19 protein-coding genes are annotated in these 20605 nt (G+C 41.1%); 4 read left to right on the top strand and 15 right to left on the bottom strand.

Annotated features, from left to right (window positions below):
• Positions 1-5 precede the first annotated feature (5 nt).
• From SNE_RS05515 to SNE_RS05505, 3 genes are all read left to right on the top strand, one after another.
• Positions 6-2165, top strand: coding sequence for a cation:dicarboxylate symporter family transporter (locus SNE_RS05515; protein WP_013943375.1), 2160 nt, complete (start codon positions 6-8; stop codon positions 2163-2165).
• A complete protein-coding gene (locus SNE_RS05510; protein ID WP_013943374.1) occupies positions 2162-3043 on the top strand; it encodes an alpha/beta hydrolase in 882 nt (293 codons plus the stop codon). The genes SNE_RS05515 and SNE_RS05510 overlap by 4 nt, the downstream gene beginning before the upstream one ends.
• 63 nt (positions 3044-3106) lie before the next feature.
• Entirely contained in the window at positions 3107-3877 is a 771-nt protein-coding gene (locus tag SNE_RS05505; RefSeq protein WP_013943373.1) for a hypothetical protein, read from the top strand.
• 86 nt (positions 3878-3963) lie between these two features.
• Here SNE_RS05505 and SNE_RS05500 read toward each other — a convergent pair whose 3' ends face one another.
• From SNE_RS05500 to trpR, 14 genes are all read right to left on the bottom strand, one after another.
• Positions 3964-4554 carry a hypothetical protein gene (locus tag SNE_RS05500; protein ID WP_013943372.1) on the bottom strand — a complete coding sequence of 197 codons (591 nt, stop codon included), beginning with the start codon at positions 4552-4554 and terminating at the stop codon, positions 3964-3966.
• A gap of 82 nt (positions 4555-4636) precedes the next feature.
• On the bottom strand, positions 4637-5434 hold the full coding sequence (locus tag SNE_RS05495; RefSeq protein ID WP_013943371.1) for a class II glutamine amidotransferase: 798 nt from the start codon (positions 5432-5434) through the stop codon (positions 4637-4639).
• Between the two features lie 9 nt (positions 5435-5443).
• The gene (locus tag SNE_RS05490) at positions 5444-6346 is read right to left on the bottom strand and encodes an ATP-grasp domain-containing protein (protein ID WP_041419278.1); all 903 of its coding nucleotides are present in this window, start codon (positions 6344-6346) and stop codon (positions 5444-5446) included.
• 217 nt (positions 6347-6563) lie between these two features.
• The gene (locus tag SNE_RS05485; protein ID WP_013943369.1) at positions 6564-7370 is read right to left on the bottom strand and encodes a hypothetical protein; all 807 of its coding nucleotides are present in this window, start codon (positions 7368-7370) and stop codon (positions 6564-6566) included.
• 347 nt (positions 7371-7717) lie between these two features.
• A complete protein-coding gene (locus SNE_RS05480) occupies positions 7718-9181 on the bottom strand; it encodes a hypothetical protein (protein ID WP_013943368.1) in 1464 nt (487 codons plus the stop codon).
• Positions 9182-9236: 55 nt separating this feature from the next.
• Positions 9237-10262 carry a 3-deoxy-7-phosphoheptulonate synthase gene (aroF, locus tag SNE_RS05475; protein ID WP_013943367.1) on the bottom strand — a complete coding sequence of 342 codons (1026 nt, stop codon included), beginning with the start codon at positions 10260-10262 and terminating at the stop codon, positions 9237-9239.
• The gene (trpA, locus tag SNE_RS05470; RefSeq protein WP_013943366.1) at positions 10259-11020 is read right to left on the bottom strand and encodes a tryptophan synthase subunit alpha; all 762 of its coding nucleotides are present in this window, start codon (positions 11018-11020) and stop codon (positions 10259-10261) included. Before trpA ends, aroF begins: the two co-directional genes overlap by 4 nt.
• Positions 11017-12186 carry a tryptophan synthase subunit beta gene (trpB, locus tag SNE_RS05465; RefSeq protein ID WP_013943365.1) on the bottom strand — a complete coding sequence of 390 codons (1170 nt, stop codon included), beginning with the start codon at positions 12184-12186 and terminating at the stop codon, positions 11017-11019. Before trpB ends, trpA begins: the two co-directional genes overlap by 4 nt.
• Positions 12183-12806, bottom strand: a complete 624-nt coding sequence (locus SNE_RS05460) for a phosphoribosylanthranilate isomerase (RefSeq protein WP_013943364.1) — start codon at positions 12804-12806, stop codon at positions 12183-12185. The genes trpB and SNE_RS05460 overlap by 4 nt, the downstream gene beginning before the upstream one ends.
• On the bottom strand, positions 12803-13597 hold the full coding sequence (gene trpC / locus SNE_RS05455; protein WP_013943363.1) for an indole-3-glycerol phosphate synthase TrpC: 795 nt from the start codon (positions 13595-13597) through the stop codon (positions 12803-12805). Before trpC ends, SNE_RS05460 begins: the two co-directional genes overlap by 4 nt.
• Positions 13582-14574 carry an anthranilate phosphoribosyltransferase gene (trpD, locus tag SNE_RS05450; protein ID WP_013943362.1) on the bottom strand — a complete coding sequence of 331 codons (993 nt, stop codon included), beginning with the start codon at positions 14572-14574 and terminating at the stop codon, positions 13582-13584. The genes trpC and trpD overlap by 16 nt, the downstream gene beginning before the upstream one ends.
• A complete protein-coding gene (locus tag SNE_RS05445; protein WP_013943361.1) occupies positions 14567-15148 on the bottom strand; it encodes an anthranilate synthase component II in 582 nt (193 codons plus the stop codon). The genes trpD and SNE_RS05445 overlap by 8 nt, the downstream gene beginning before the upstream one ends.
• Positions 15145-16617 (bottom strand): anthranilate synthase component I family protein, encoded by a 1473-nt coding sequence (locus SNE_RS05440; protein WP_013943360.1) that lies wholly within the window; start codon positions 16615-16617, stop codon positions 15145-15147. The genes SNE_RS05445 and SNE_RS05440 overlap by 4 nt, the downstream gene beginning before the upstream one ends.
• Positions 16618-16634: 17 nt before the next feature.
• Positions 16635-16910 (bottom strand): trp operon repressor, encoded by a 276-nt coding sequence (gene trpR, locus SNE_RS05435; RefSeq protein ID WP_013943359.1) that lies wholly within the window; start codon positions 16908-16910, stop codon positions 16635-16637.
• A 368-nt stretch (positions 16911-17278) separates the two neighbouring features.
• Here trpR and SNE_RS05430 point away from each other — a divergent pair, with 368 nt between their 5' ends.
• A complete protein-coding gene (locus tag SNE_RS05430) occupies positions 17279-18568 on the top strand; it encodes an amidohydrolase family protein (protein WP_041419273.1) in 1290 nt (429 codons plus the stop codon).
• Between the two features lie 52 nt (positions 18569-18620).
• Here SNE_RS05430 and SNE_RS05425 read toward each other — a convergent pair whose 3' ends face one another.
• Positions 18621-20504: a hypothetical protein gene (locus SNE_RS05425; RefSeq protein WP_013943357.1), complete on the bottom strand. Its 1884-nt coding sequence runs from the start codon at positions 20502-20504 to the stop codon at positions 18621-18623.
• Between the last annotated feature and the right edge of the window lie 101 nt (positions 20505-20605).

Below are 20605 nucleotides of genomic sequence, written 5' to 3'. Positions count from 1 at the left end.
ATTTCATGCCCAGGATCAGCCTTCCTCTTCAAATTGTCATTGCCATCTGCGTAGGAACGATCCTTGGCATTGTCTTGGGTCCCATCTGTTCTATCTTTGAACCTATTGGAACAGCCTTCATCATGTTCATCCAAATGGTGATCCTCCTTTACATTCCCTCTTCGATTATCCATGGACTTGGCTCGACATCACCAGCTGTCGCCCGTCAGCTTTTTCGAAAAGGATGGGTCTTCCTTTTTTTCATGTGGGCGCTCATTTTCCTCGCGATCTTTCTTCTCAATAATATCTTTCCAAAAATGGAAATCATTTTCGACGCTTCCAAAACCCATTCGAAGTTTGAAGAAAGCTTTTTGAGTTATCTCGTTCCTAAAAACCCGATTTATGACCTCGCAAATAACATCATTCCTGCCATCGCTATTTTTGCAATCATCATGGGGGTTGCCCTCATGCATCTTACCCACAAAGAACCTCTCATTTCCTTCTTGGAGCGGATCAACAACACCATCGAAAAAGTCCTCAAAGGAATTACTGCTATTTCTCCTTTTGGGGTTGCTGCAATTTTTGCCAATGTCACGGGAAACCTCTATTTTAAAGATGTGATCCATTTTGGTTTCTATATCTTTCCACTCATCATTCTCGTTTGTATTTTCACATTTTGGGCTCTTCCAGCTCTTTTGAAAGCTTGCACTCCACTGAAGTATCGAGAAATCATCAGTGAATTTCGTTCCACCTGCCTTCTCGCATTCGTCATCGGTTCTCCCAGTATTGCCATTCCCTTCTTAAATCAATGCATCAAAAGGCTCTCTAATAAATATGAAATCAAAGACAAAGAACTCCATAACACCTCACAAATGATTGTTCCTCTCACTTATACTTTTACTCAAGTTGGGAACCTTCTGATCCTCTTTTTCATCATGTTTCTCTCTTATTACTACGGCTTGCGAATGGATTGGCTCGATCAGGCTCTTGTCAGCCTTCTCACAATTCCCATGTCGTTTGGAGGGCCGGAGCTTGCTGTTAACTCAGTGAGTTTTTTAATTGAAAAATTGGGCTTTCCTGATACCGCTTTAATACTTTTTGACAAAACATCCATCATCACCCAAAACTTCCAGGTCCTCCTCAGTGTTGCTAGCATGACAACGTTTGCAATCATCTTACTCTTAGGCTACTACAACCGTCTTACTTTCAAAATCGCCCATTTTTTTAAGCACTTTTTCCCCATCGTGTTTATTTTGATCTTTAGTATTTTAGTTAGCCAAAGAATCATCTTCCGCTATCAAAAACCTGAATCGATTGGGGATTCGCTCAAAATGGCCGCAGTTCTCCCTAACTTCCGCCCTGCAAAAGTCTATAAATATGGAGAGAAACTTCCAGATATTAAATACCGAACTACGATTGATGACCCTATGACCCGCATTTTCACGACAAATCAACTCTTCATCGGGTATCATCCCCACCTTCCCCCGTTTAGCTATTTTAACAAAAACGGAGAGCTCGTCGGGTATGATATCGCCTTTGCATATCAACTAGCACATGATCTCAACGTCACGCCTGTTTTCATTCCTTTTTACTACAGCCATCTTGGTGAAATGCTAGAAAACAATATCATTGACATTGCCGCCTCTCCTGTCCTCCTATCAGCTGCAGGTCGGCGAGGAATGAATTTTCCTCAATTCTACTTTCAGCAACGAAACGTCTTCATCGTACTCCGTCAGAGAAAAAACGAATTCATCAATTTAAAATCCCTTCAAGATAACCCCAATCTCATCATTGGAAATCTCGGCTACTTTGAGCTCATTTCTGAGCAGTACTTTCCCTTTGCCAAAAATGTTGAAATCATCGACAGCTGGCATATTTCTCACGCCCTCGATGAAGGAATCATCGACGCCATGTATTGGGAGCTAGCACTTGCTCAAGAGTACTGTAAACGGAATCCCGAATACATCGTCATAGATTACGGAAACGCCATTGGGGACACATATCTCGCTTTCCCCGTGAAATTTAACGCGTTTGCCTTTATCTTTTACCTAAATTCCTGGATTAACCTGGCACACGATCAGGGATTTGATAAACAAATGTATGAATACTGGATGCTTGGCCACCCCCCTGTGCTAAAAAGGACACGCTGGAACATCCTCGACCTTATTCGGAATAAAGAACAATGAAACGCTATTGGAAAAAACTTCTTTTCTTCGCCAGACCTAGTGACACTCCTAGGCAGCGTTTCATCAAGCAGCTGTTGCTATTTTCTATTCTTTCACTTGGAGTGATCATCGTTGCAGGAACAGCTTACGTCTACTTTGTCCAAGAAAACCTCCTTTTTCAAAAAGCAACGCTTCCTCAAGACCACGTTTTTTCCTACGATGAACCCTTTGAAGAACTCTTCATTGAAACAGAAAAAGGGGCACGTATCAACGCCCTCTACTTTAAAACATTCCGCCCTAAAGGAGTTGTTCTCTATTTTCATGGAAGAGGGGGGAATCTAAATGACCGATGGGGAAAATTTTCCCGAGAATTCACAAGACGTGGTTATGACTTTTTCATTATGGACTACCGTGGTTTTGGAAAAAGCACTGGAAAACTCACTGAAAAAGCCCTCTGTAGTGATGCTTCAAAGTGTTATGAGTATCTTCAAGATATTTATCCCGAAAGCCAAATTGTCGTGTACGGACGCTCTCTTGGAACCGGGATCGCCACCTTTGTCGCCTCACATAAAAATCCCAAAATGCTCGTACTCGAATCACCATATTTTAGCATCCTCGACTTAACCCCTCGCCAAATGCCCTACCTTCCCCGTTTCCTCGTTCCCCTTATTTTGAAATATCATCTCCGCACAGACAAATGGATTGTTAAAGTGCGCTCCCCCATTCATATTTTTCATGGAACTCAAGACGAGCTTGTTCCCTATGATTCAAGCACCCGTCTACTCAAACTCTTAAAAAACAAACTCGATGCCTACCTCATTCCCATCGAAGAAGGGAAACACAATCACCTCCAACGGCATCCAAAGTACCAGTCAGAACTCGACGAAATTTTGAGTTAACATTTAATCTCAAAACCTCTAAATTAGTGCTCTTTGAATTCATAAAACGCTTCAGGAAAACAAATGGTACACGAGTTGCCACCAGAGACAATAGACGGAGAACCTCTTATTCCTTACATTGAAGAAGCTGAAAGCTTAAAAGGGTCGATTGTCATTGATGGCATTGAAGTGGTAGAAGCCCCTTTTTCCCTCCCCACACCTCCTGACAAAAAAGCCACACGAGAAGACCTATTTTATCTTGCTCATGTCTTGCATACAACCTACCAAGCTGGATTTGGCTGGAAAGATTACGCCATCATGATTCAAATTGGGCTCGATTATTTGCAGAATTGCACAGAAATGTCCCTCTTGGAAAAAAGGGAAGCAATCCTGACGCTCCTGAACTACGTCATTGCTCAAACAGATGGCCCCTTCCTCCCGGAAGAGACCTTTGCCCCCCTTTTCGAATCTCTGCTCATTCCCTTCATTGACCTTGCTCTCGAAGCACGCTCTGGCATTCTTGCACTCGAGGCAAAAAAACTCGAATCAGTCCGCCCCTTGCGAGAAGGAAAACCAACACCGAAGCGTCTCCAAGAATTTACCAAGGGAATCACCAATCTCTGGCAGTCGGGTTACGAATGGAATGACCTTGCGCAAGCCGCTCGTGTTGCTATCCTTTTTCTCATGACATTTGAAGAGATTTCTCTCGAAGAAATGCGCGTAGGAGTTGTTGACATCTTGCATCTCCTTTTGGATTCTGCTACAGCAGAAGAGCTGCCAACAAACTTCAATAAAAAGATTTTTTCTTCCTTCACTGAAGCATTCTCCAACGCAATCATCCCTCATAAGTATTAAAAAAATAGCCAAAGATAAAGGCTTTTTTACTGGTGCTTTTATTGCAAAGGAAAGGTGAACATAAACGGTAACCTGAATTCCAACACTTAATGCTTTTTAAGGGTAAAGTAGGTCCCCCCTTGTCCATCTGCATGGAGAATCACTTGGATCTCGTAGCTTACAGATGAGTTATAAAAGGTCCAAATCTGCACTCGAGTTTCATCTCCACTCATTTCATCCTCTGTATGAATGAAAAGAAGCCCTTCTTCTTTCATGACCATTTCAACTGCTTCTGGGCAAAGAAATGAAAGCTCAGGACCATTTATAACGTCAAAGAGCAAGATAGGTGAAAAAAGGTCGCTATCTGTTAAACAAAGGAGTCTGGCATGGCAGGTCTGACTCGCCTTGTCAAAAGAAACCGCGACCATTCCTTTCGTAGGAACAAGTTGGTTGCGAAATTCGGCTTCTAAAAAAACCAAACTGAATTTGTCATCGTCTAAAACAGGATCAATGACTCCGTTGATCATGGCTTCGCCGGTTCCTTCTTTTAAATAAGGGGTTGGAGGCAGCGAAGAAAAGCATTCATTGATTTTTTCGAAAAATAAATTTTGAGGAATAGGTAAATCCCAATTGTTGCCAAAAAGGGAGCTGCTCGCAAAGAATAACCCAATGAGTAGTGCGCTAAGATTTCTTTTCATTTGATGTCCTCCATCCAGTGTAGATTGAGGAGTATGTTAGAGACTTAAGAATTTATTCTCAAACAACTTCAAAAATTTGTTTTTAGAACGTTTTGATCTCATGTGAGAGGTTGGGTGAAATGATGAGATAGTGATTGGTTGGGATTTCGATCCAGTCGTGTTCTAAATCATCTAGAGGCTCGGAAGCAACGAGAATAGATCTTCTTTCGAGAAGCCCATGGGTTGTATAATAGAGGGATAAGGGATCATGATTTTTCGAAACAAATCGCGTTGCAATCATTTCGCTTCCATTCGTGATCACAATGTTGAGTCTTGAAAAATGGTCATCGTCATTATTTTTTTGAAGCTCAAGAACATGATTGAAAACATGGATGACCGCTGTTTCCAAGGTGGAGCCTTCATGTTTTTGCATAAATTGCATAATGAGAAAAAACAATACCTCTGAATCGGTCTGAGATTTAAGGAGATTAAAAAAACCATCATTTAATTCGTTGATTAACTTTCTGTGCACCTTTTCAAAAAAGCGGATCGTTCCATTATGGACAAACGAGTACTCTTTGTAAGAAAAAGGATGGCAGTTATTGACTACCACATCGCCTACAGTCGAAGCTCTTACGTGTCCTAAAAAACAATTAGACATAATCTTATTAGAAAGATGATGGAGGTTTTTATCGTTCCAAGCAGGTTGTACGGATTTAAAAATTCCAGGAGATGGTTCGATTTCTTTGTTGTACCAAGCAAGTCCAAAGCCATCCGCATTAAGCCCATGTAGCCCATGTTTTGCTTCCCGGCTTTGTTTAATCAAAGAATTGGAAGGTGTTTCTATTAAATCTTTAATGAGAATGGGATGATTCCCTATATAAGCTACAAAACGGCACATTGGATACCCTTAACTTTTTCCAACTTTTAACTGAATATAATCCATAATATCTTCGGCAATACGTTTTCCAACAATTTTTTCTAAACCTTGAAATCCGGGTGCCGAGTTTGCTTCACAGACTTTATACCCTTTTTTGTCGAATAAAAGGTCAATTCCAGCAATATCTAAGTTGAGCAACCTTGCTGTTTCTGTTGCTAGCCATTCAATTTCAGGGGTTAGATCAAATTTATGTACATCGCCTCCTTTAGAAAAATTAGCCTTGAAACTAGTCTTGGATGAACGGAGCATACATCCGATCACACGTCCGCCTAAAACAAAGACGCGCAAATCTTTTCCTCTACTCGCCTCCATAAATTCTTGAATGATGATATTGGCGTTGGCATTTTGGCTATAAATAAACTCCATCACATCGGTGAATTTCTCTTCTGAATCACATAGATAAATCCCTTTCCCATGAGTTCCTGTGATATTTTTAATCACAAGAGGGAATCCAATCTCTCTTCGAATGACTGAAAGCTCGATAGGAAATTTAGCTAACATTGTTTTAGGAGTTGGAAGGCTACTATAAGCAAGCACTTGATGACTATGGAGCTTATCTTTGACTGTTTCGACAGCTCTGGCATTATTGCAGACATAGACTCCCAAATGCTCTAGTTGCCTAAGAACAGCAAGGGCATAATAACTGGTATCCGATCCCATGCGTGGAATCACTACATCGGGCAATTCAACAGGTTTGTCATCGATTAAAATACTTTTTTTATCATCACGAGTCACAATCAACTCAAACTGCCTGGGGGAGATGAGCTGAAAGTCTAAATTTCTTTTTTCAGCTACCTCTAGTAATCTCTGGGTCCCATAGTGATCTTTTGTTAACTTCTCTCGTGGCGTTTCTAGGAGAATAAATCCTTTCATAACTTTAAGCCTTTGAAAAAGACTCATTATCTTAGATTTCCCAATTGCTTTCACCAGATTTTTTCGAAATATTCAATAAAAAAAATTTAATAAGTTTTTGAAATCTGATTCGTTTGAGCGCGGCTTGAAAGTGACAAAAAATTTATTTAAATTTCTATAGAAAATAAAGGAAAAGGAAAATTCAAGCGGGTTGGAATAGATCTCACTTATACTCAAACTACTTCCCGTTGTATTCTTCATTCCACTGCCGGTTGACTTTGGTTAGATCTCTTCTTCGGCGAGGTTGTTGATTTTTTAAAAAGTTCCAATTGATCTCTGATTCTTTGATCACATCTCTATCATCCTTAGCTGAATTTTTATAAGTTCCACACTGAACATCGTGATTTAAGCGACCATAAGCTCGGGCTTTTCTATAAAAGGCCATCTTTCTATTTGCGTTATGGGAAGTTATCCTTTTCTCTTTCTTTTCTTCAGCAGATAAAAGAAATACACATTCTCCTTTTAGAGGTTTTTTTTGCGAATCTGCCCAAGAAATAGAAAGTTTGAGAACCTTATCGAGGGTTCCACTTAAGTCCATGACTTGTTTTCGATCTTGCAGGTGACTAATTTTGGAGTGATTCAGAGCTCGAACAGCAGCTGACCCCCATTTTTTTTCAGATTTGAAGTTTTGAAATGCGGGATTTTGTAAGATCTTGTTTGCAGCCTGCAGCGTCTTGATTTCATCTTGGTTCCACCAACTTGAGAAAGCGCATGCAATGTAACGAAAAATGCTAATAATACAGCAACCTGTCCAACGCGGGCTTCCGACTAACTCTGGGTCGATTTCATAAAGGCGTGCATTATTATTTTGGATTGCGTTATCTCGTAGTTCCTTAGATTTATTCCAGAGTTCGTGAATTTCAGCAGTTACTGAAAGACTAACTTCTTGAGGGTCAATAACTTGACTTTCTTGCTTTTTTAAAATGCTTTTTAAAGGCTTTTGCTCTTGAATAACTGAAGTTATAGCATTAAAACTAACGCTCATTTTTATACCGTTCCTTGATCCCCAAAGAACTTATTATAACATAATTAATAATTTATATAATTAAATAATATTAAATTATAAGTAATTTATTATAAATTACTTAAATAAAAAACAAGCTGAAGATGGTGACTCGAGGAGCAGTAAATACTTAATAATAAGTTTTTTAAGGCAAATATTTCAAATGAATTTAATCCATTGATTACATCCAAAATGACAATAAATATATTCAAATTTATCCTATGGATGAAGCAAGAAAAGATCATTTCAAGAAAGTTAGAATAGATCTCTGATTCTTCGATCACATTTCTTTCATCATCATAAAGATACTGACTCTATGAAGCTTGCGATTAATTCCAGACGAAGTGAGTATAGCTTTTCTTCATCTCCTCAAAAGGAACATCATCATGAGAAGTAAATTTCTGGATCAAACTCCCAATTACTCCTGAGGGAGGAATGCCTCCTTCCATAGAAACCTCTCGATCATCTAAAATCGGTGAGAGATGCAGGCGTATCCCCTCATTCATAAAGCTAATTCCTTTTAAATCAAGAGAGAGTTTCAGCCCTTTTTCAATATAATCTCCCAGAGCTGCTTTCGCAGAACCACGTAAAAAACTAGGAGCTTTATCTAAATGGCGTTCCAAATCTCTTGAAACAACTCCAATGCGATAAGCACCATTTTCAAACTCGATCTTGCCTTCATTGTTAAAGGTGATGACAAGTTTATGATCAACAACATACTTCCGGTCTTTTGTTTCTGCCTCTGAGTTAATTCCCTCTTTTGTCTTGTCAAAATGGATTTCACATTTCTTTTCACGTTTATAAAGTACAAACTGATTGATTCCTGTTGGAATGAGATGCTCAGCAACAAACGCTCCAATTTCTCGATCTTTTTCAGATGATGTTAATGCATTGATGATAGTTGTTCTGAGATGCTTTTGGGCTAAACTCCCTTTATAAATCGTACGATCAGCAAGCTCGATAGGTTCCTCGACATTTTCTTCAATTGATTCAGTTTCAGTAGTTTCTTTAGAAGTGCAAGGTAAAGGACTTCTTCCAAAAATTTCGTCAAGTGTATGATCGAGCTGTGCCAATTTATGAAAGTATGATGTTTTAGCCTCTTGAAATGCTGTGAATTCTTCTTGAACTTCCATTAATTCCAATGGAGAAAGGTTCACATATTGGCTTTGAAAGTAAGCTGCAACTTCAGAAAGTGTTGTAATTGGTTGCTCAGGTAAAAATTCTTTCATTTCTTGTTGAAAGAACTTGAGGGCTTTTGACCGGTCCTGCTCAAGACTATGCCTTGTCTCTAACACATCTAAACGTCTCGTGCGCTTCTCGATTTTATCATCAGAAGTAAATGTGCGAGAAAGCGCATAAAAGGCCCATTTGGCAAATTTGACAAAATGCACATCAGTTTCTCCAAACCGCTTTTCACCGACAAGTTCGGGATCAATTTGGCGTAGAGAGTTGCGCACAAACTCAACATGCTCACCTGAGGTCGCATCAGGTAGCTTTTTTTGTGCCCAATTTGAAACGGCTTCTAGATAGCCAGAGCGCGCGGTGAGAAACGTTTTGACTGAGTCATGAATGACTTCCCGCTTTTCGAAATCGAAAAGTGGTGAGGCCCTGTAATTTTGGTAAATAAATTTTTTAATTGATAAAACAGAATTCAATGAAGGGTCAATACGTGAAGCAAACGTCTGAACCACCTGATCTAAATCCTGCCGCTTTTGATCCTCGAATGAGAGCTGCGTCTCTTTATTAGCTAAATTAAATAGCGTTTGAATTTTAATCATCCCTTTTCTTTCCATCTTTTTTACAAAATTATAACAGAATTAATATTATAATTTAATAATATATAATATTTTAATTAGATGGGATTTTCATGTTGACTGCTGGCCCAATAGTTCGCAGTTTTTGCATCATGTCCCGAAAAGCTTCTGGGCTGATAGTTTGTTGCTTATCAGAAACTGCTTTATCGGGTTCAGGGTGCATCTCGACCATGAGACCGTCCGCTCCAGCCGCAACGCCAGCTAGTGCCATGGGACAAACCATTTTCCGAATGCCTGTGCCATGACTTGGATCAACAATGATGGGAAGATGGGTGAGATCCTGCAAGATTGGTACTGCTGCAAGATCCAATGTGTTTCGACTATAGGTTTCAAAAGTGCGAATTCCCCGCTCACAAAGCATCACGTTGGAATTTCCCCTATCGAGAACATATTCTGCAGACATGAGAAGGTCTTGATAGGTCGCAGAAAGTCCTCGCTTTAAAAAAATCGCACATTTGGTGTTGCCGAGCTTTTTAAGAAGGGTGAAGTTTTGCATGTTGCGGGCACCAATTTGCAAAATGTCAACATACTCGGACATAAGCTCAATTTGATCGCCGTCCATTACTTCGGAAATCGTGATGAGGTTGTATTTCTCAGCAGCTTCTTTCATGTACTGCAGCCCTTTTTCTTCCAGCCCTTGAAAAGCGTAAGGGGAAGTGCGCGGTTTAAAAGCTCCTCCACGCAAAATGCGGACCCCTTCACTTGCAATGATTCTCGCAGACTCCATGATCTGCTCTTTCGATTCGATCGAGCAAGGGCCTGCCATGATCGCAAGTGTGTCCCCTCCAATTTCGATACCTTTGATGGAAATCACTGTGTCTCGGGGTTGAAATTCTCGAGCCGCTAATTTAAATGGATGTTTAAAATCGGCGATTTCAGCAACGTGTGGCAATCCTTTGAACAGATTAATATCGGTCAAATCATCGATCCCCTTAATGATCGCAATAGAGAACCGACCTTGCGCCTCTGAAATACGCGCTTCAAATCCCATCCACTCGAGCTTTTCGATGAGCTGCTCACAGTCTGCTAAGGTCGTCTCTTTTTTTAATACGATAATCATAGTAAGCTCCTGGGATCAAGTGAGGCTGCTAGCCTCGTCAATTCTATGGGATTGGTTTGCTCATGGGCCGCTTGAACAAGAAAGGAACCCACAATAAATCCATCGGCATAAGTGAGAATTTCTCTTGCGATTTCTGCTGAAGAAACGCCAAAACCAACAGCTATGGGCAGGTCAGTATGACGCCGGATTTGGGCAATTTTCTCGGGTAAATCTTCTGGCACACCTTTTTTCATTCCGGTGGTGCCCTTTCGGCAAGCATAATAAATAAAGCCTGTTGAAATTCTGCAAATCGTAGGAATTCTCTCTTCGGGTGTTGAAGGTGCCACGATAAAGATGGTTTCAAGCTCCGCCTCTTTCATCCATGTCAAATAGTCATCAGCTTCTTCTGGAGGAAGGTCTACAATGAGCAACCCATTCACTCCTGCTGCTTTGGCCTCTTTTAAAAATTCCTGACCTGCAACAAAGATGGGGTTGAAATAAGTCATTAAAACAATCGGAACAGCTATTTTCTTACGCAAACGAGAAACAAGTTCGATCACCTGGTGAGGTGTGGTCCCAGCATCGAGGGCCCGCTCAACAGCGTCTTGAATGACGGGACCGTCGGCAATGGGTTCTGAAAAAGGAATGCCCAATTCTAAAAGGTCGACGCCCCCTTCAACGAGGGCAAGGGCCATTTTTTCTGTATGCTCAAGTCCCCCATCCCCAGCTGTGAGGTAACCAATATAAGCTTTTTTCTTTTCAAAGAGTTCACGGATCATAAAAGCCCCCTATCAAAGAGGTCTGGGAGATCTTTTTCTCCCCGGCCGGAAAGATTGACTAAGATAATAGCATCTTTGGGATACCTACTGGCAACTTTCATGACGTAGGCCAGGGCGTGCGCACTTTCAAGTGCAGGAATGATCCCTTCTGTCTTCGACAAAAGTTTAAATGCTTCGAGTGCTTCGTCATCTGTTACAGAAACATACGCAGCCCGTTTAGTTTCATGTAAATGTGCATGCTCAGGCCCAACTCCTGGATAGTCAAGCCCTGCAGAAATCGAAGATGTGGGAGCAATCTGCCCATTTTCATCTTGTAAAACATACGAATGGGTTCCATGTAAAATTCCCGGCGATCCACCACTAAATCGAGCAGCATGTTCTCCAAGCTTGTTAGAATGGCCACCTCCTTCAACGCCAATAAGTTTCACACTTTTCTCTTCAATAAAAGGAGCAAATATTCCAATCGCATTAGATCCCCCTCCAACACATGCAACCACTAAATCTGGCAAACATTTTTCTTGTTCTAACAGCTGTTTTTTCGCTTCTTCCCCAATCACTTTTTGGAAAAAAGCAACCATTTCGGGATAAGGGTGTGGACCGAGCGCAGAACCTAAACAGTAATGGCTTTCTTCGTATGTCTGGGACCAATCACGCATCGCTTCATTGATGGCATCTTTTAAGGTTTGCCCCCCTTTCTCAACAGGAATAACCTCAGCGCCAAGAAGCTTCATTTTCTTCACATTGGGCGCTTGGCGAATCACATCTTTTTTCCCCATGTAAACGACGCACTTCATTCCCATAAAAGCGCACGCAGTCGCAGTCGCTACTCCATGTTGTCCTGCCCCTGTTTCAGCAATCACCCGGGTTTTTCCCATTTTTTTTGCAATAAGGCATTGACCAAGGGTGTTATTCAGTTTGTGAGCGCCCGTATGGAGCAAATCTTCTCGCTTGAGGAAAATACGAGGGCCCCCAATGGCCTTTGCAAAGTGATTGATTTCTGTAAGCGCAGTAGGACGCCCCGCATAGGTTTTTAAAACGTGACGGAGCTCAGCCAAAAACTGAGGAGTCGATTGGACTGTTTCCCACATCTTTTTAAGATCTTGCATCGGAGTGACAAAGATTTCAGGAATGTAAGCACCACCAAATGTACCATAACGTCCTTTCATGCGACCTCTCGGACCTTTTGGATAAAAAGACGGATTTTTTCCGGGTCTTTTTTCCTGGTTTTAGGATTTTCAACTCCACTTGAAACATCGACTGCTGACGGCCGTTTCAGTTTAATTGCAAGTTGTACATTTTCAGCATTTAATCCTCCAGCAAGAAAAAAGCGAAACTGCTTATTCGGGTGAAAGTTTTCCCAATTGAAGGTCTTTCCACTTCCTGGAACCATTCCATCATACAAGAGAAAATCCCGTTTCTCATCAAGAGAAGTTAAATCTGCCACTTCAATCGATCCGTTTGCATGGACATGCAAAACAAACAAACGGGTCAAATGATGAGGCAAATTTTGCGAAGCAAGGCGTGCATTTTTTCCATGCAGTTGAACCATTTCTAAACCCACTTCTTTGGCAATTCTTTCAATCTCTTCTGCATGATGGTCAGTGAACACTCCTACAGGAATGGCTCCTCCTTTTTTGGTCTGATCTGCAATTTCCTTGGCTCTCTCAGGTGTCACATATCGATGAGAACTCTTTTCAAAAATGAGTCCAATGAAAGCGGCTCCTTCTTGTATCGCAATGGTAGCTGTTTTGGAATCAGTAATACCGCAAATCTTCACGAGAATCATTCTAAACCTCGGAGCTGCTTAATGTAAGAGCGAGGATCGTTTGATTCGACAATCGATTGCCCGACCAAGATTGCATCATAGCCCGCTTCACGCATTTTTTTTGCATCCTCAGGTCCTTTAATCCCCGAAGCTGCAACAGAAGCAACATAGTCTGGCATGAAAGATTTGAGCTTGAGAGCTGTTTGAATGTCAACTTTGAAAGTTTTGAGATCCCGATTGTTTACTCCAATGATCCGAGCATCAGCAGCGACTGCAATCGTGAGCTCTTCTTCATTTGTTACCTCGACTAACGCTTCCATCCCCATTCTTTCGGCTTCTTGAATAAGAGCCTTGGTCTTATCTTTCACAGCAGCAACAATGATGAGCACTGCATTGGCTCCGCTTACCGCGGCTTCAGCTATTTGGATAGGGTCTATTGTGAAATCCTTTCGGAGCAAGGGTAAAGGGCTTTTTTCCCGAACGGCTTCTAAATCGGCGAGAGATCCCCCAAAACTTGGCCCATCTGTTAAAACAGAAATCGCCGCAGCTCCTCCTTCAGCATAAAGGATTGCTAAATCTGCAGCAGAAGGAATTTCACCAATGGTTCCTTCAGAAGGAGATTTCCGTTTGACCTCTGCAATCACAGCAAGCCCCGGCTCTTTTAAGGACGCTTCAAAAAAACGCTTTTTAAAAGAGCGCCCCTTGTCCAAAATCTCATGGATAGGATGATCTGGATTGGCGGCTACTTCCTCTTTCAATGCGTTAACTTCTTGCTCTTTATACTTAAGAATCTTTTCTAAAAGGTTTTCCATTTTTCAACGACCTCCATGGCTTTTCCAGTTTGCTGCACTTCGCGCGCTTTTTCAATTCCTTCTTCAATAGAGTTTGCAAGACCATAAACGTAAATTGCCACTCCCGCATTTAAAATGAGTGTGTCTGCAATCGGTCCAGGTTTTCCTTGAAACGCTTCTAATAAAAGCCGAGCATTTAATTTGGGGTCGTCTCCTTCTAAATCTTTTTTTGTGCACCGCTGAAATCCCAAATCTTTGGGATCGAGAGTGAATCGAATCTTTTTCCCTTCTGTGACTTCGACGATATCACAAGGACCAACGGGAGTGAGTTCATCTAAACCTTCGCAGTGAAAAATCAGTGCGCGTTTGGTTTTAAGTAAAAGCAAAACATCGGCCAGTAAGTCAATCAACTCACTTCTTGCAACACCAAAAAGATGAAAAGGAGGGATGGCAGGATTGAGGAGTGGGCCAATAAAATTAAACAGGGTCCGAATTCCAAGCTGTTTTCGCACTTTTGCAATTTCCTTAAACACCGGATGGTAAAATGGAGCAAACATGAATCCAATATTGAATTGATCTAAAGCCTCCTTTACTTTATCTGGCCCGAGCTCGATAGGAAGGCCCATTGCTTCTAAAACATCGGCTGAGCCACACTTTGAAGAAGAAGCGCGGTTCCCATGTTTGGCCACTTTGACGCCACACGCGGCCGCTAAAATGGAAGCTCCAGTGGAAATGTTAACCGAATGGGATTGATCTCCTCCTGTTCCCACAATATCCAGCACGGGTATCTCAATAGGGACGGGAATCATTTTTTGTCGCATGGCTTTCACAATGCCAAACAGTTCGTCAGCTGTTTCTCCTTTTTGACGCATGAGAACAAGAAAGGCAGCCATCTGACTTTCGTTTCTTCCAGAAATCATCTCATGGATCACTTTTTCACAAACGTCATGCGTGAGATCTTCTCCATTGATAAGCTGCTCGATCACCTGTTTAAGCACGTTTATTTTCCTTACATATTTCGAGAAAAGCTAAGATGAGCTTTTCTCCTTCAGGTGTTAAAATCGATTCAGGGTGAAACTGCAATCCGTAGTAAGGATACTCGATATGTTTCATCCCCATAATGGCTCCTGTTTCGGTTTCTGCCTCAATGAGAAATGTCTTGGGGAGGGAGGTTTTTTCAACAATGAGCGAATGGTACCTCGCAGCTCGAAATGGGAGCGGCATCTTTTGGAACAAATCTTTTCTCGCATGGAAAACCGTAGCAGGTTTTCCGTGAATCACCTCTCCTGCATGAACCACCTTTCCACCAAAGGCTTCAGCCAAAGCTTGGTGTCCCAAACAGACTCCTAAAACCGGAATGCGCCCTTCGAGCTTTTGGTAAAGCTCAACACAAATACCAGCGTCTTTCGGCATCCCAGGCCCAGGAGAAATGATAATACCTTCGGGCCTCAGATCTTCAATTTCTTTGACACTCATGGCATCATTGCGAATCACTCGTACATGCGTATGCTTCGCGACAAGTTGGTAGAGATTGTAAGTAAAACTATCGTAGTTATCGATGATGACGATCATATTTCTCCTGCCTCCGCAGCACGAATGGCTTCTAAAATTCCACGGGCCTTGTGCCTCGATTCATCGGCCTCTTTTTGAGGGTCGGAATCATACACAACACCCATTCCGGCTTGAATTGTCGCGATTTGATTCTGAATGATAGCCATACGGATGCCAATACACGACTCTAAACCGCCTAAATGATCAAAAAAACAGATGGCGCCTCCATAAGGGCCACGCCGATAGGGCTCTAATTCATCGATGATTTCCATCGCTCGAATTTTCGGTGCCCCACTTAATGTTCCTGCAGGAAACGTCGCCTTTAAAGCATCAAAGGCATCACACTCTTCTCGAATCTCCGCTCTGATAAAACTGGCAATGTGCATCACATGAGAAAATCGTTGCACCACCTTGAGCTCTTTGACATAGACAGAGCCCGGCTTGGCAACAATGCCTAAGTCATTTCTTCCTAGGTCGACAAGCATCATATGTTCTGCCGTTTCCTTAGGATCATTAAGCAAATCTTTTTCCGCTTGCAGATCTTCTTCTTCAGTCTTTCCTCTAGGAAGTGTTCCTGCAAGAGGAATCGTTTCGAGCTCTTTACCATGCAAGCTCACAAGTTTTTCCGGCGAAGCACCAGTAATAGCAAAATCTTTTTGCTGAAAGAAAAACATATAAGGAGAGGATGTGACAAGTCGCATAGAGCGGTACAACTCAGCAGGAGAAACGGTTAGTGGCACTTGAAAACGTCTAGAAGGAACCACTTGAAAGACATCTCCTTGATTAATGTACTCTTTGGCCTTCAAGATGATCTTTTTAAACTCTTCGTCATCCGGAATGATTTTCACATCGAGTTTGGCCTCTCGTTTTTCCTTCTTGGGAATCTCTGGAGGTTCTATGACTCGCTCATGAATCCGATCGATTTCATCGATTGCTTCAGCGTAGACCTTTTCTAAATCCCCTTTTGCTTCCACAACAGTTACGATGAGCGCCACCCCTTTAAAGTGATCAAAAGTGATGCTATGTTTAAAAAATTGAAAAAAGAGATCGGGCATCACCCGCTGATCTTCATGCGAATCAGGAATCTTTTCTACATAGCGGATCGCATCGTAGGCAACATATCCCGTTGCCCCACCTGCCAAACCAATCAAATCTCTTTCTGAAACACACTTGTACTTTTCATGAAGCTCTCTTAAAAGCTGAAAGGGATCTCCTTCATAGGTGTACTGCTCTTGATTTTCACGCACTATTGATGACTTGCCGTAAGCGCGGATCTCTGCAATCGGATTGAATCCAATATGGGAATAACGCCCAACAACTCTCGACTTTTCACCAGACTCAAGCATAATGAGCTCTTTTTCATCGTGCGCTAAAGCTTGTTGCGCGGTCATCGGAGTGATGAGATCGGAGGAAAACTCTTTAAATACTGCGACCCGTTTGCCTTTTTCGGCGAGCTTTTGGAACTGAGATAAACTCAAACTTGTAAACATGTTTTACCCATATCAATTTAGAGGCTTCTTTTCAAAAACTGTTTTAACTTTTCATCAATTCCCTTGAGCTCATTCGATCCCCGCGTGATTTTTGCAATACTCACTTGAAGATCTTTGGCCATTTCCCTTTGCGTTTTTTCACCATTCAAAAGCTCTTGTACAATCAAGATCCGCTTAGAAAGATCCACTCTTTCTTCAGGCGTCAAAAAAACGTGGAAAAGGCTATTTAGCATCTCAGGGGTTTTGGCTTTTAAGCAGAGGCGAATAAATCGCTTCCAACCATCTTCATCCATAAGATTCTCTCTTTGTTATACTGTAATGTTACACCATTACAACATTACATGTCAACAAGCTGGGCAGATTTTTTCATATCTTATTAATTATAAACATATTAAGTAATCATCGATTTTAACCATTTTCCCTTTGTTTCAAATCTAACAAAACCTTCTTAAACCTGAACTCTAGGTTTGCTTTGCTTAGTCTCAAGGCAAAAAGACTGAGAAGAAAGAGAAAAATCCCTGAGAATGAGTGAAAGAACTCCAGAGTTCAGTCACCTAAGTAGTCAATCCATATAAATTTGCAACATGAGGAATTGGGAGTAGAAAAAAAATTCGCATTCTCCTATTCAAACAAAAAACTCAATGATCGATGGACTAAGGAGATGGCTCATACCACATCAGTACTAGGGACTCTGATTTCACCTCTTGACTCAGGAGACTTTCTCACTCTTGAAAAAGGAGCAATAACCTATGATCAAGAGGGTACTATTTTAAACATTGGTCAGTTGCAAGAACCGGTCAATCATCAGGTGATCGATACAAATGGTGCTTTAATCTTACCTGGCCTCATTGACACCCACAATCATCTCTCCCAGTATCCCATAGTTGGAGCATGTGACCTTGCCATCGGAGACTGGCTTGAAAAATATGTCTTTCCCGAAGAAATCCACTTTAATCAAGATCTGGAATTTGCCGCCTTTCTCTCGCGTACCTTTTTTCAGCAGGCTTTATCACAAGGAACAACATGCATGGCGACCTTTGTCACAAGCTCTGCTCAAGCCACAACAAAAGTATTTCAAGAAGCACACCAGTCTGGTCTGCGGGCAATAGTAGGACAGGTTTTGATGGATATTAATAGTCCTCCTCATTTGAAAACCGATCTCAATCATGTTTTTGAGCAATTGGATACCCATTTAAGATCCTGGCATAAAAGAGGTGAACTTGAAGTTTCAATCAATCCCCGTTTTGCGGTCACTTGTTCAGAGCAACTGCTACGACAAGCCGCTCACTACGCCCAAACGCACGATCTTCTTTTACACACACACTTAGATTACGTTCCTGAATTTGCAATGTCGATAACTCAAAACTTTCCCTGGGCCGATAATTTACTCGAAGTGTTCAAAAATACCGACTTTTTCACACCGCGTACCCTTTTTGCTCACGGAACAGGCTTGAGTGAGTCAGAATGGAAAGAACTCGGCAAAAAGCACGCTGCCATTTGCCATTGCCCTAATAGTAATATTTTTTGGAATATGGGTCTTTTACCTGTGACAAAATTAATAGACTGGGGAAGTATCGTTGCACTAGGGACAGATTCAGGAGGTGGAGCAAACCTTTCTCTTTTCGACATTATGCGAAGTGCAAGTGAGATAAGCCACATTCTCCAAGAGCAAAAAGTGTCAGAAAATAAACTTTCTCTTCAAGATCTCCTTCGAATGGCTACCTTAAATGGAGCCAAAGCTTTAGGATTACAAGACAAAGTTGGAAGTTTGGAAAGGGGGAAAGATGCTGACTTTATTATTGTTCAAGATCAGATCTGCGATCCTCTTTATCCCAACTCTTTATCTTCCTACCAAAAACCACTTGAACGTCTTGGGAGAACTATTTTCCGCCCTCATCCTCAACAAGTCAAAGCGGTCTACATCAAAGGCAAAAAAGTCTGGCCCATTTAGATTGATGTCGTCTCGAGTTAATCAATCCTTAGTCGACTAGTGGCAACACTATCTAAAATTCTAAGCGGAATAATGTGATTTTAAACGGCCCCTCTTCAAATGCAACAGACCCAAAGGTGGGTTCGTATGAAAGCAAAACCCCATTTTCTTCGAGCTTCATTGAAGCACGATTTTCCAGCTCTACTGACTCTGCAATCGTTGGATAATCAATGCGATTCCAGACTTTTTCATCGAGAAAAGATTGAATAAAGTCTTCATTAGGAATGCGATGGATACAGCGATGGTAACATATCTTAGTCTTACGATCGACTGCATATTGAAACAAGACACGTTTCGTTCCTTGAGGGGTCGTCACTTCTGCAGGAATAGAATAAAGAATATCTTTGCTTTCTGTTCTTGGGTTTTCGTAAATTCCTTGATGGCAATAAGGAGTCTCAACAAACTGGTCGACAATGAAAGGGAATGTATGAGCATAACGTGCCCATTTTCGTACACTTTCACCTTGAGAAACATACTCTTCTGTTTCTAAGACAGCATCTAGGTTCTCAAACCATCTTGTGACATGTGTCGCATATTGAATAAGCGGTATCGCTTTTGTAAGTCCAATTTGCTCACGCCAGGAGACTTCGATTGTCTTGATTTGGACTTCCTCAGTTGGAAGAGATAAGGCATCTATTTTTTTCTTAGGTGTTGATTTCTTTGATTTTGAAATCTGCTCTTTTTGTTTTCTTTTTTTACTTTTCACAGGCTTTTTCAAATGATCCGGAAGAAAATCACTTTTATCTGGCAAAGAAAGACTTGAAACATCTCCACGCTCATAAGAAAATGACAAATCTAGATGTTCAGGCTGTTTGTTTAAAAATTCTTGAGAAGTAAAAAGCCTTGCATTTCCACAATAAAAATTTCTGTATGAATCACTGTTTTTAGAAATTAACATACGGCCCATTTCTAAAGAGAAAAATGAATAAAGAGACTCATGCTGCTTAAGTATTTGTTCAACCTCGCTCAATTTTTGTTGAATAGATATAAAATAAAGGGTCGTTGCCGAATTATATCGTTGAACAATTTCATGTTCACCCTGAATGAAGTAAAAATGAGCCAGTTCGTTCAAAACTTCTGTACAATTGGGAAAATATTCCCCAATATCAGTGGCCCATTCTGTCATGCTGGAAAAATCTCTTCTACTCGATTCGAAATGTGGAGCCATCTCTTTGATTTTACCAATCGTTTCATCTAGATCATATTGTAAGAGAATGACTTTAGCCATTTCACTAATAGATGGGTCATTGCTTTTGCAATGCTTTAACAAAAAAGAACGGCAATTAGAGAGATCTTTTTTTGTGGCTAAAAATAGACTGCCTTTATGATCTGCAGCTGAGTTTGTCTTTTTGATTTCCTGAATAAAAGCGATTAAAAAAGCTAGCTCTTTTGAAGAAGAGGCTTCGGGAAAAAGCATAGCCATACCCATTTCTTCTTCATGAGCGATAATGATATTTCGGTTTTTCAGTTCCCTCCCAATTTCCAATCCTTTTGCCATGAGCAAGCTCTTTCTTGCATAATTCAGGTAGGATTCCTTCACGATGCAAAACATCGTCATGGTTTTTTGCAGGCTTTCTAAGTAGCGCACTTTACTATGGATGATCGGTAGCGACTTGCATACCCATTGAAAGATTTTCGTTGCGGTTGGATTTTCACAGTAAATATGGCTAAGTTGGGAGCAAATCTCGTGAAACTTTTCTTTCTCTTGATGATCTTGAAATACAAAGACTTTTTTCTTTCTCCAAGAAGAGAAAACTTTTTCGGCATCTGGAAGTCCTTGTCCCTTGCCCTCCTTTAACTCAAGATCCTGCGTTAAATAATAACTCTCTGGATCACGCTGATATTGTGAAAGATTTAGTTTCCATTGATCCAAATAGTTCGTTGCATGTATAGCCATAATTCCCTTCTTAACTGCCTTTTTTTTTAAATGGCAATTATTTTACGCCTAATAGAAGTTTATGTCTATTACAACCTATCTTGATGCTCTAACTCATTTAC

Source organism: Simkania negevensis Z (assembly GCF_000237205.1).
Lineage (GTDB): Bacteria > Chlamydiota > Chlamydiia > Chlamydiales > Simkaniaceae > Simkania > Simkania negevensis.
Note: the sequence above shows the minus strand (reverse complement) of the source record. Positions and strands in the feature narration are given on the sequence as shown.

Coding starts and splice junctions, on each gene's coding strand:
- trpB (WP_013943365.1), bottom strand. CDS start 12,186: ATGAAAGGACGTTATGGTACATTTGGTGGTGCTTACATTCCTGAAATC.
- SNE_RS05480 (WP_013943368.1), bottom strand. CDS start 9,181: ATGGAAAGAAAAGGGATGATTAAAATTCAAACGCTATTTAATTTAGCT.
- SNE_RS05505 (WP_013943373.1), top strand. CDS start 3,107: ATGGTACACGAGTTGCCACCAGAGACAATAGACGGAGAACCTCTTATT.
- SNE_RS05510 (WP_013943374.1), top strand. CDS start 2,162: ATGAAACGCTATTGGAAAAAACTTCTTTTCTTCGCCAGACCTAGTGAC.
- trpR (WP_013943359.1), bottom strand. CDS start 16,910: ATGGATGAAGATGGTTGGAAGCGATTTATTCGCCTCTGCTTAAAAGCC.
- SNE_RS05460 (WP_013943364.1), bottom strand. CDS start 12,806: ATGATTCTCGTGAAGATTTGCGGTATTACTGATTCCAAAACAGCTACC.
- aroF (WP_013943367.1), bottom strand. CDS start 10,262: ATGATTATCGTATTAAAAAAAGAGACGACCTTAGCAGACTGTGAGCAG.
- SNE_RS05490 (WP_041419278.1), bottom strand. CDS start 6,346: ATGAAAGGATTTATTCTCCTAGAAACGCCACGAGAGAAGTTAACAAAA.
- SNE_RS05515 (WP_013943375.1), top strand. CDS start 6: ATGCCCAGGATCAGCCTTCCTCTTCAAATTGTCATTGCCATCTGCGTA.
- trpA (WP_013943366.1), bottom strand. CDS start 11,020: ATGATCCGTGAACTCTTTGAAAAGAAAAAAGCTTATATTGGTTACCTC.
- SNE_RS05495 (WP_013943371.1), bottom strand. CDS start 5,434: ATGTGCCGTTTTGTAGCTTATATAGGGAATCATCCCATTCTCATTAAA.
- trpC (WP_013943363.1), bottom strand. CDS start 13,597: ATGGAAAACCTTTTAGAAAAGATTCTTAAGTATAAAGAGCAAGAAGTT.
- SNE_RS05500 (WP_013943372.1), bottom strand. CDS start 4,554: ATGAAAAGAAATCTTAGCGCACTACTCATTGGGTTATTCTTTGCGAGC.
- SNE_RS05485 (WP_013943369.1), bottom strand. CDS start 7,370: ATGAGCGTTAGTTTTAATGCTATAACTTCAGTTATTCAAGAGCAAAAG.
- SNE_RS05445 (WP_013943361.1), bottom strand. CDS start 15,148: ATGATCGTCATCATCGATAACTACGATAGTTTTACTTACAATCTCTAC.
- SNE_RS05430 (WP_041419273.1), top strand. CDS start 17,279: ATGGCTCATACCACATCAGTACTAGGGACTCTGATTTCACCTCTTGAC.
- SNE_RS05425 (WP_013943357.1), bottom strand. CDS start 20,504: ATGGCTATACATGCAACGAACTATTTGGATCAATGGAAACTAAATCTT.
- SNE_RS05440 (WP_013943360.1), bottom strand. CDS start 16,617: ATGTTTACAAGTTTGAGTTTATCTCAGTTCCAAAAGCTCGCCGAAAAA.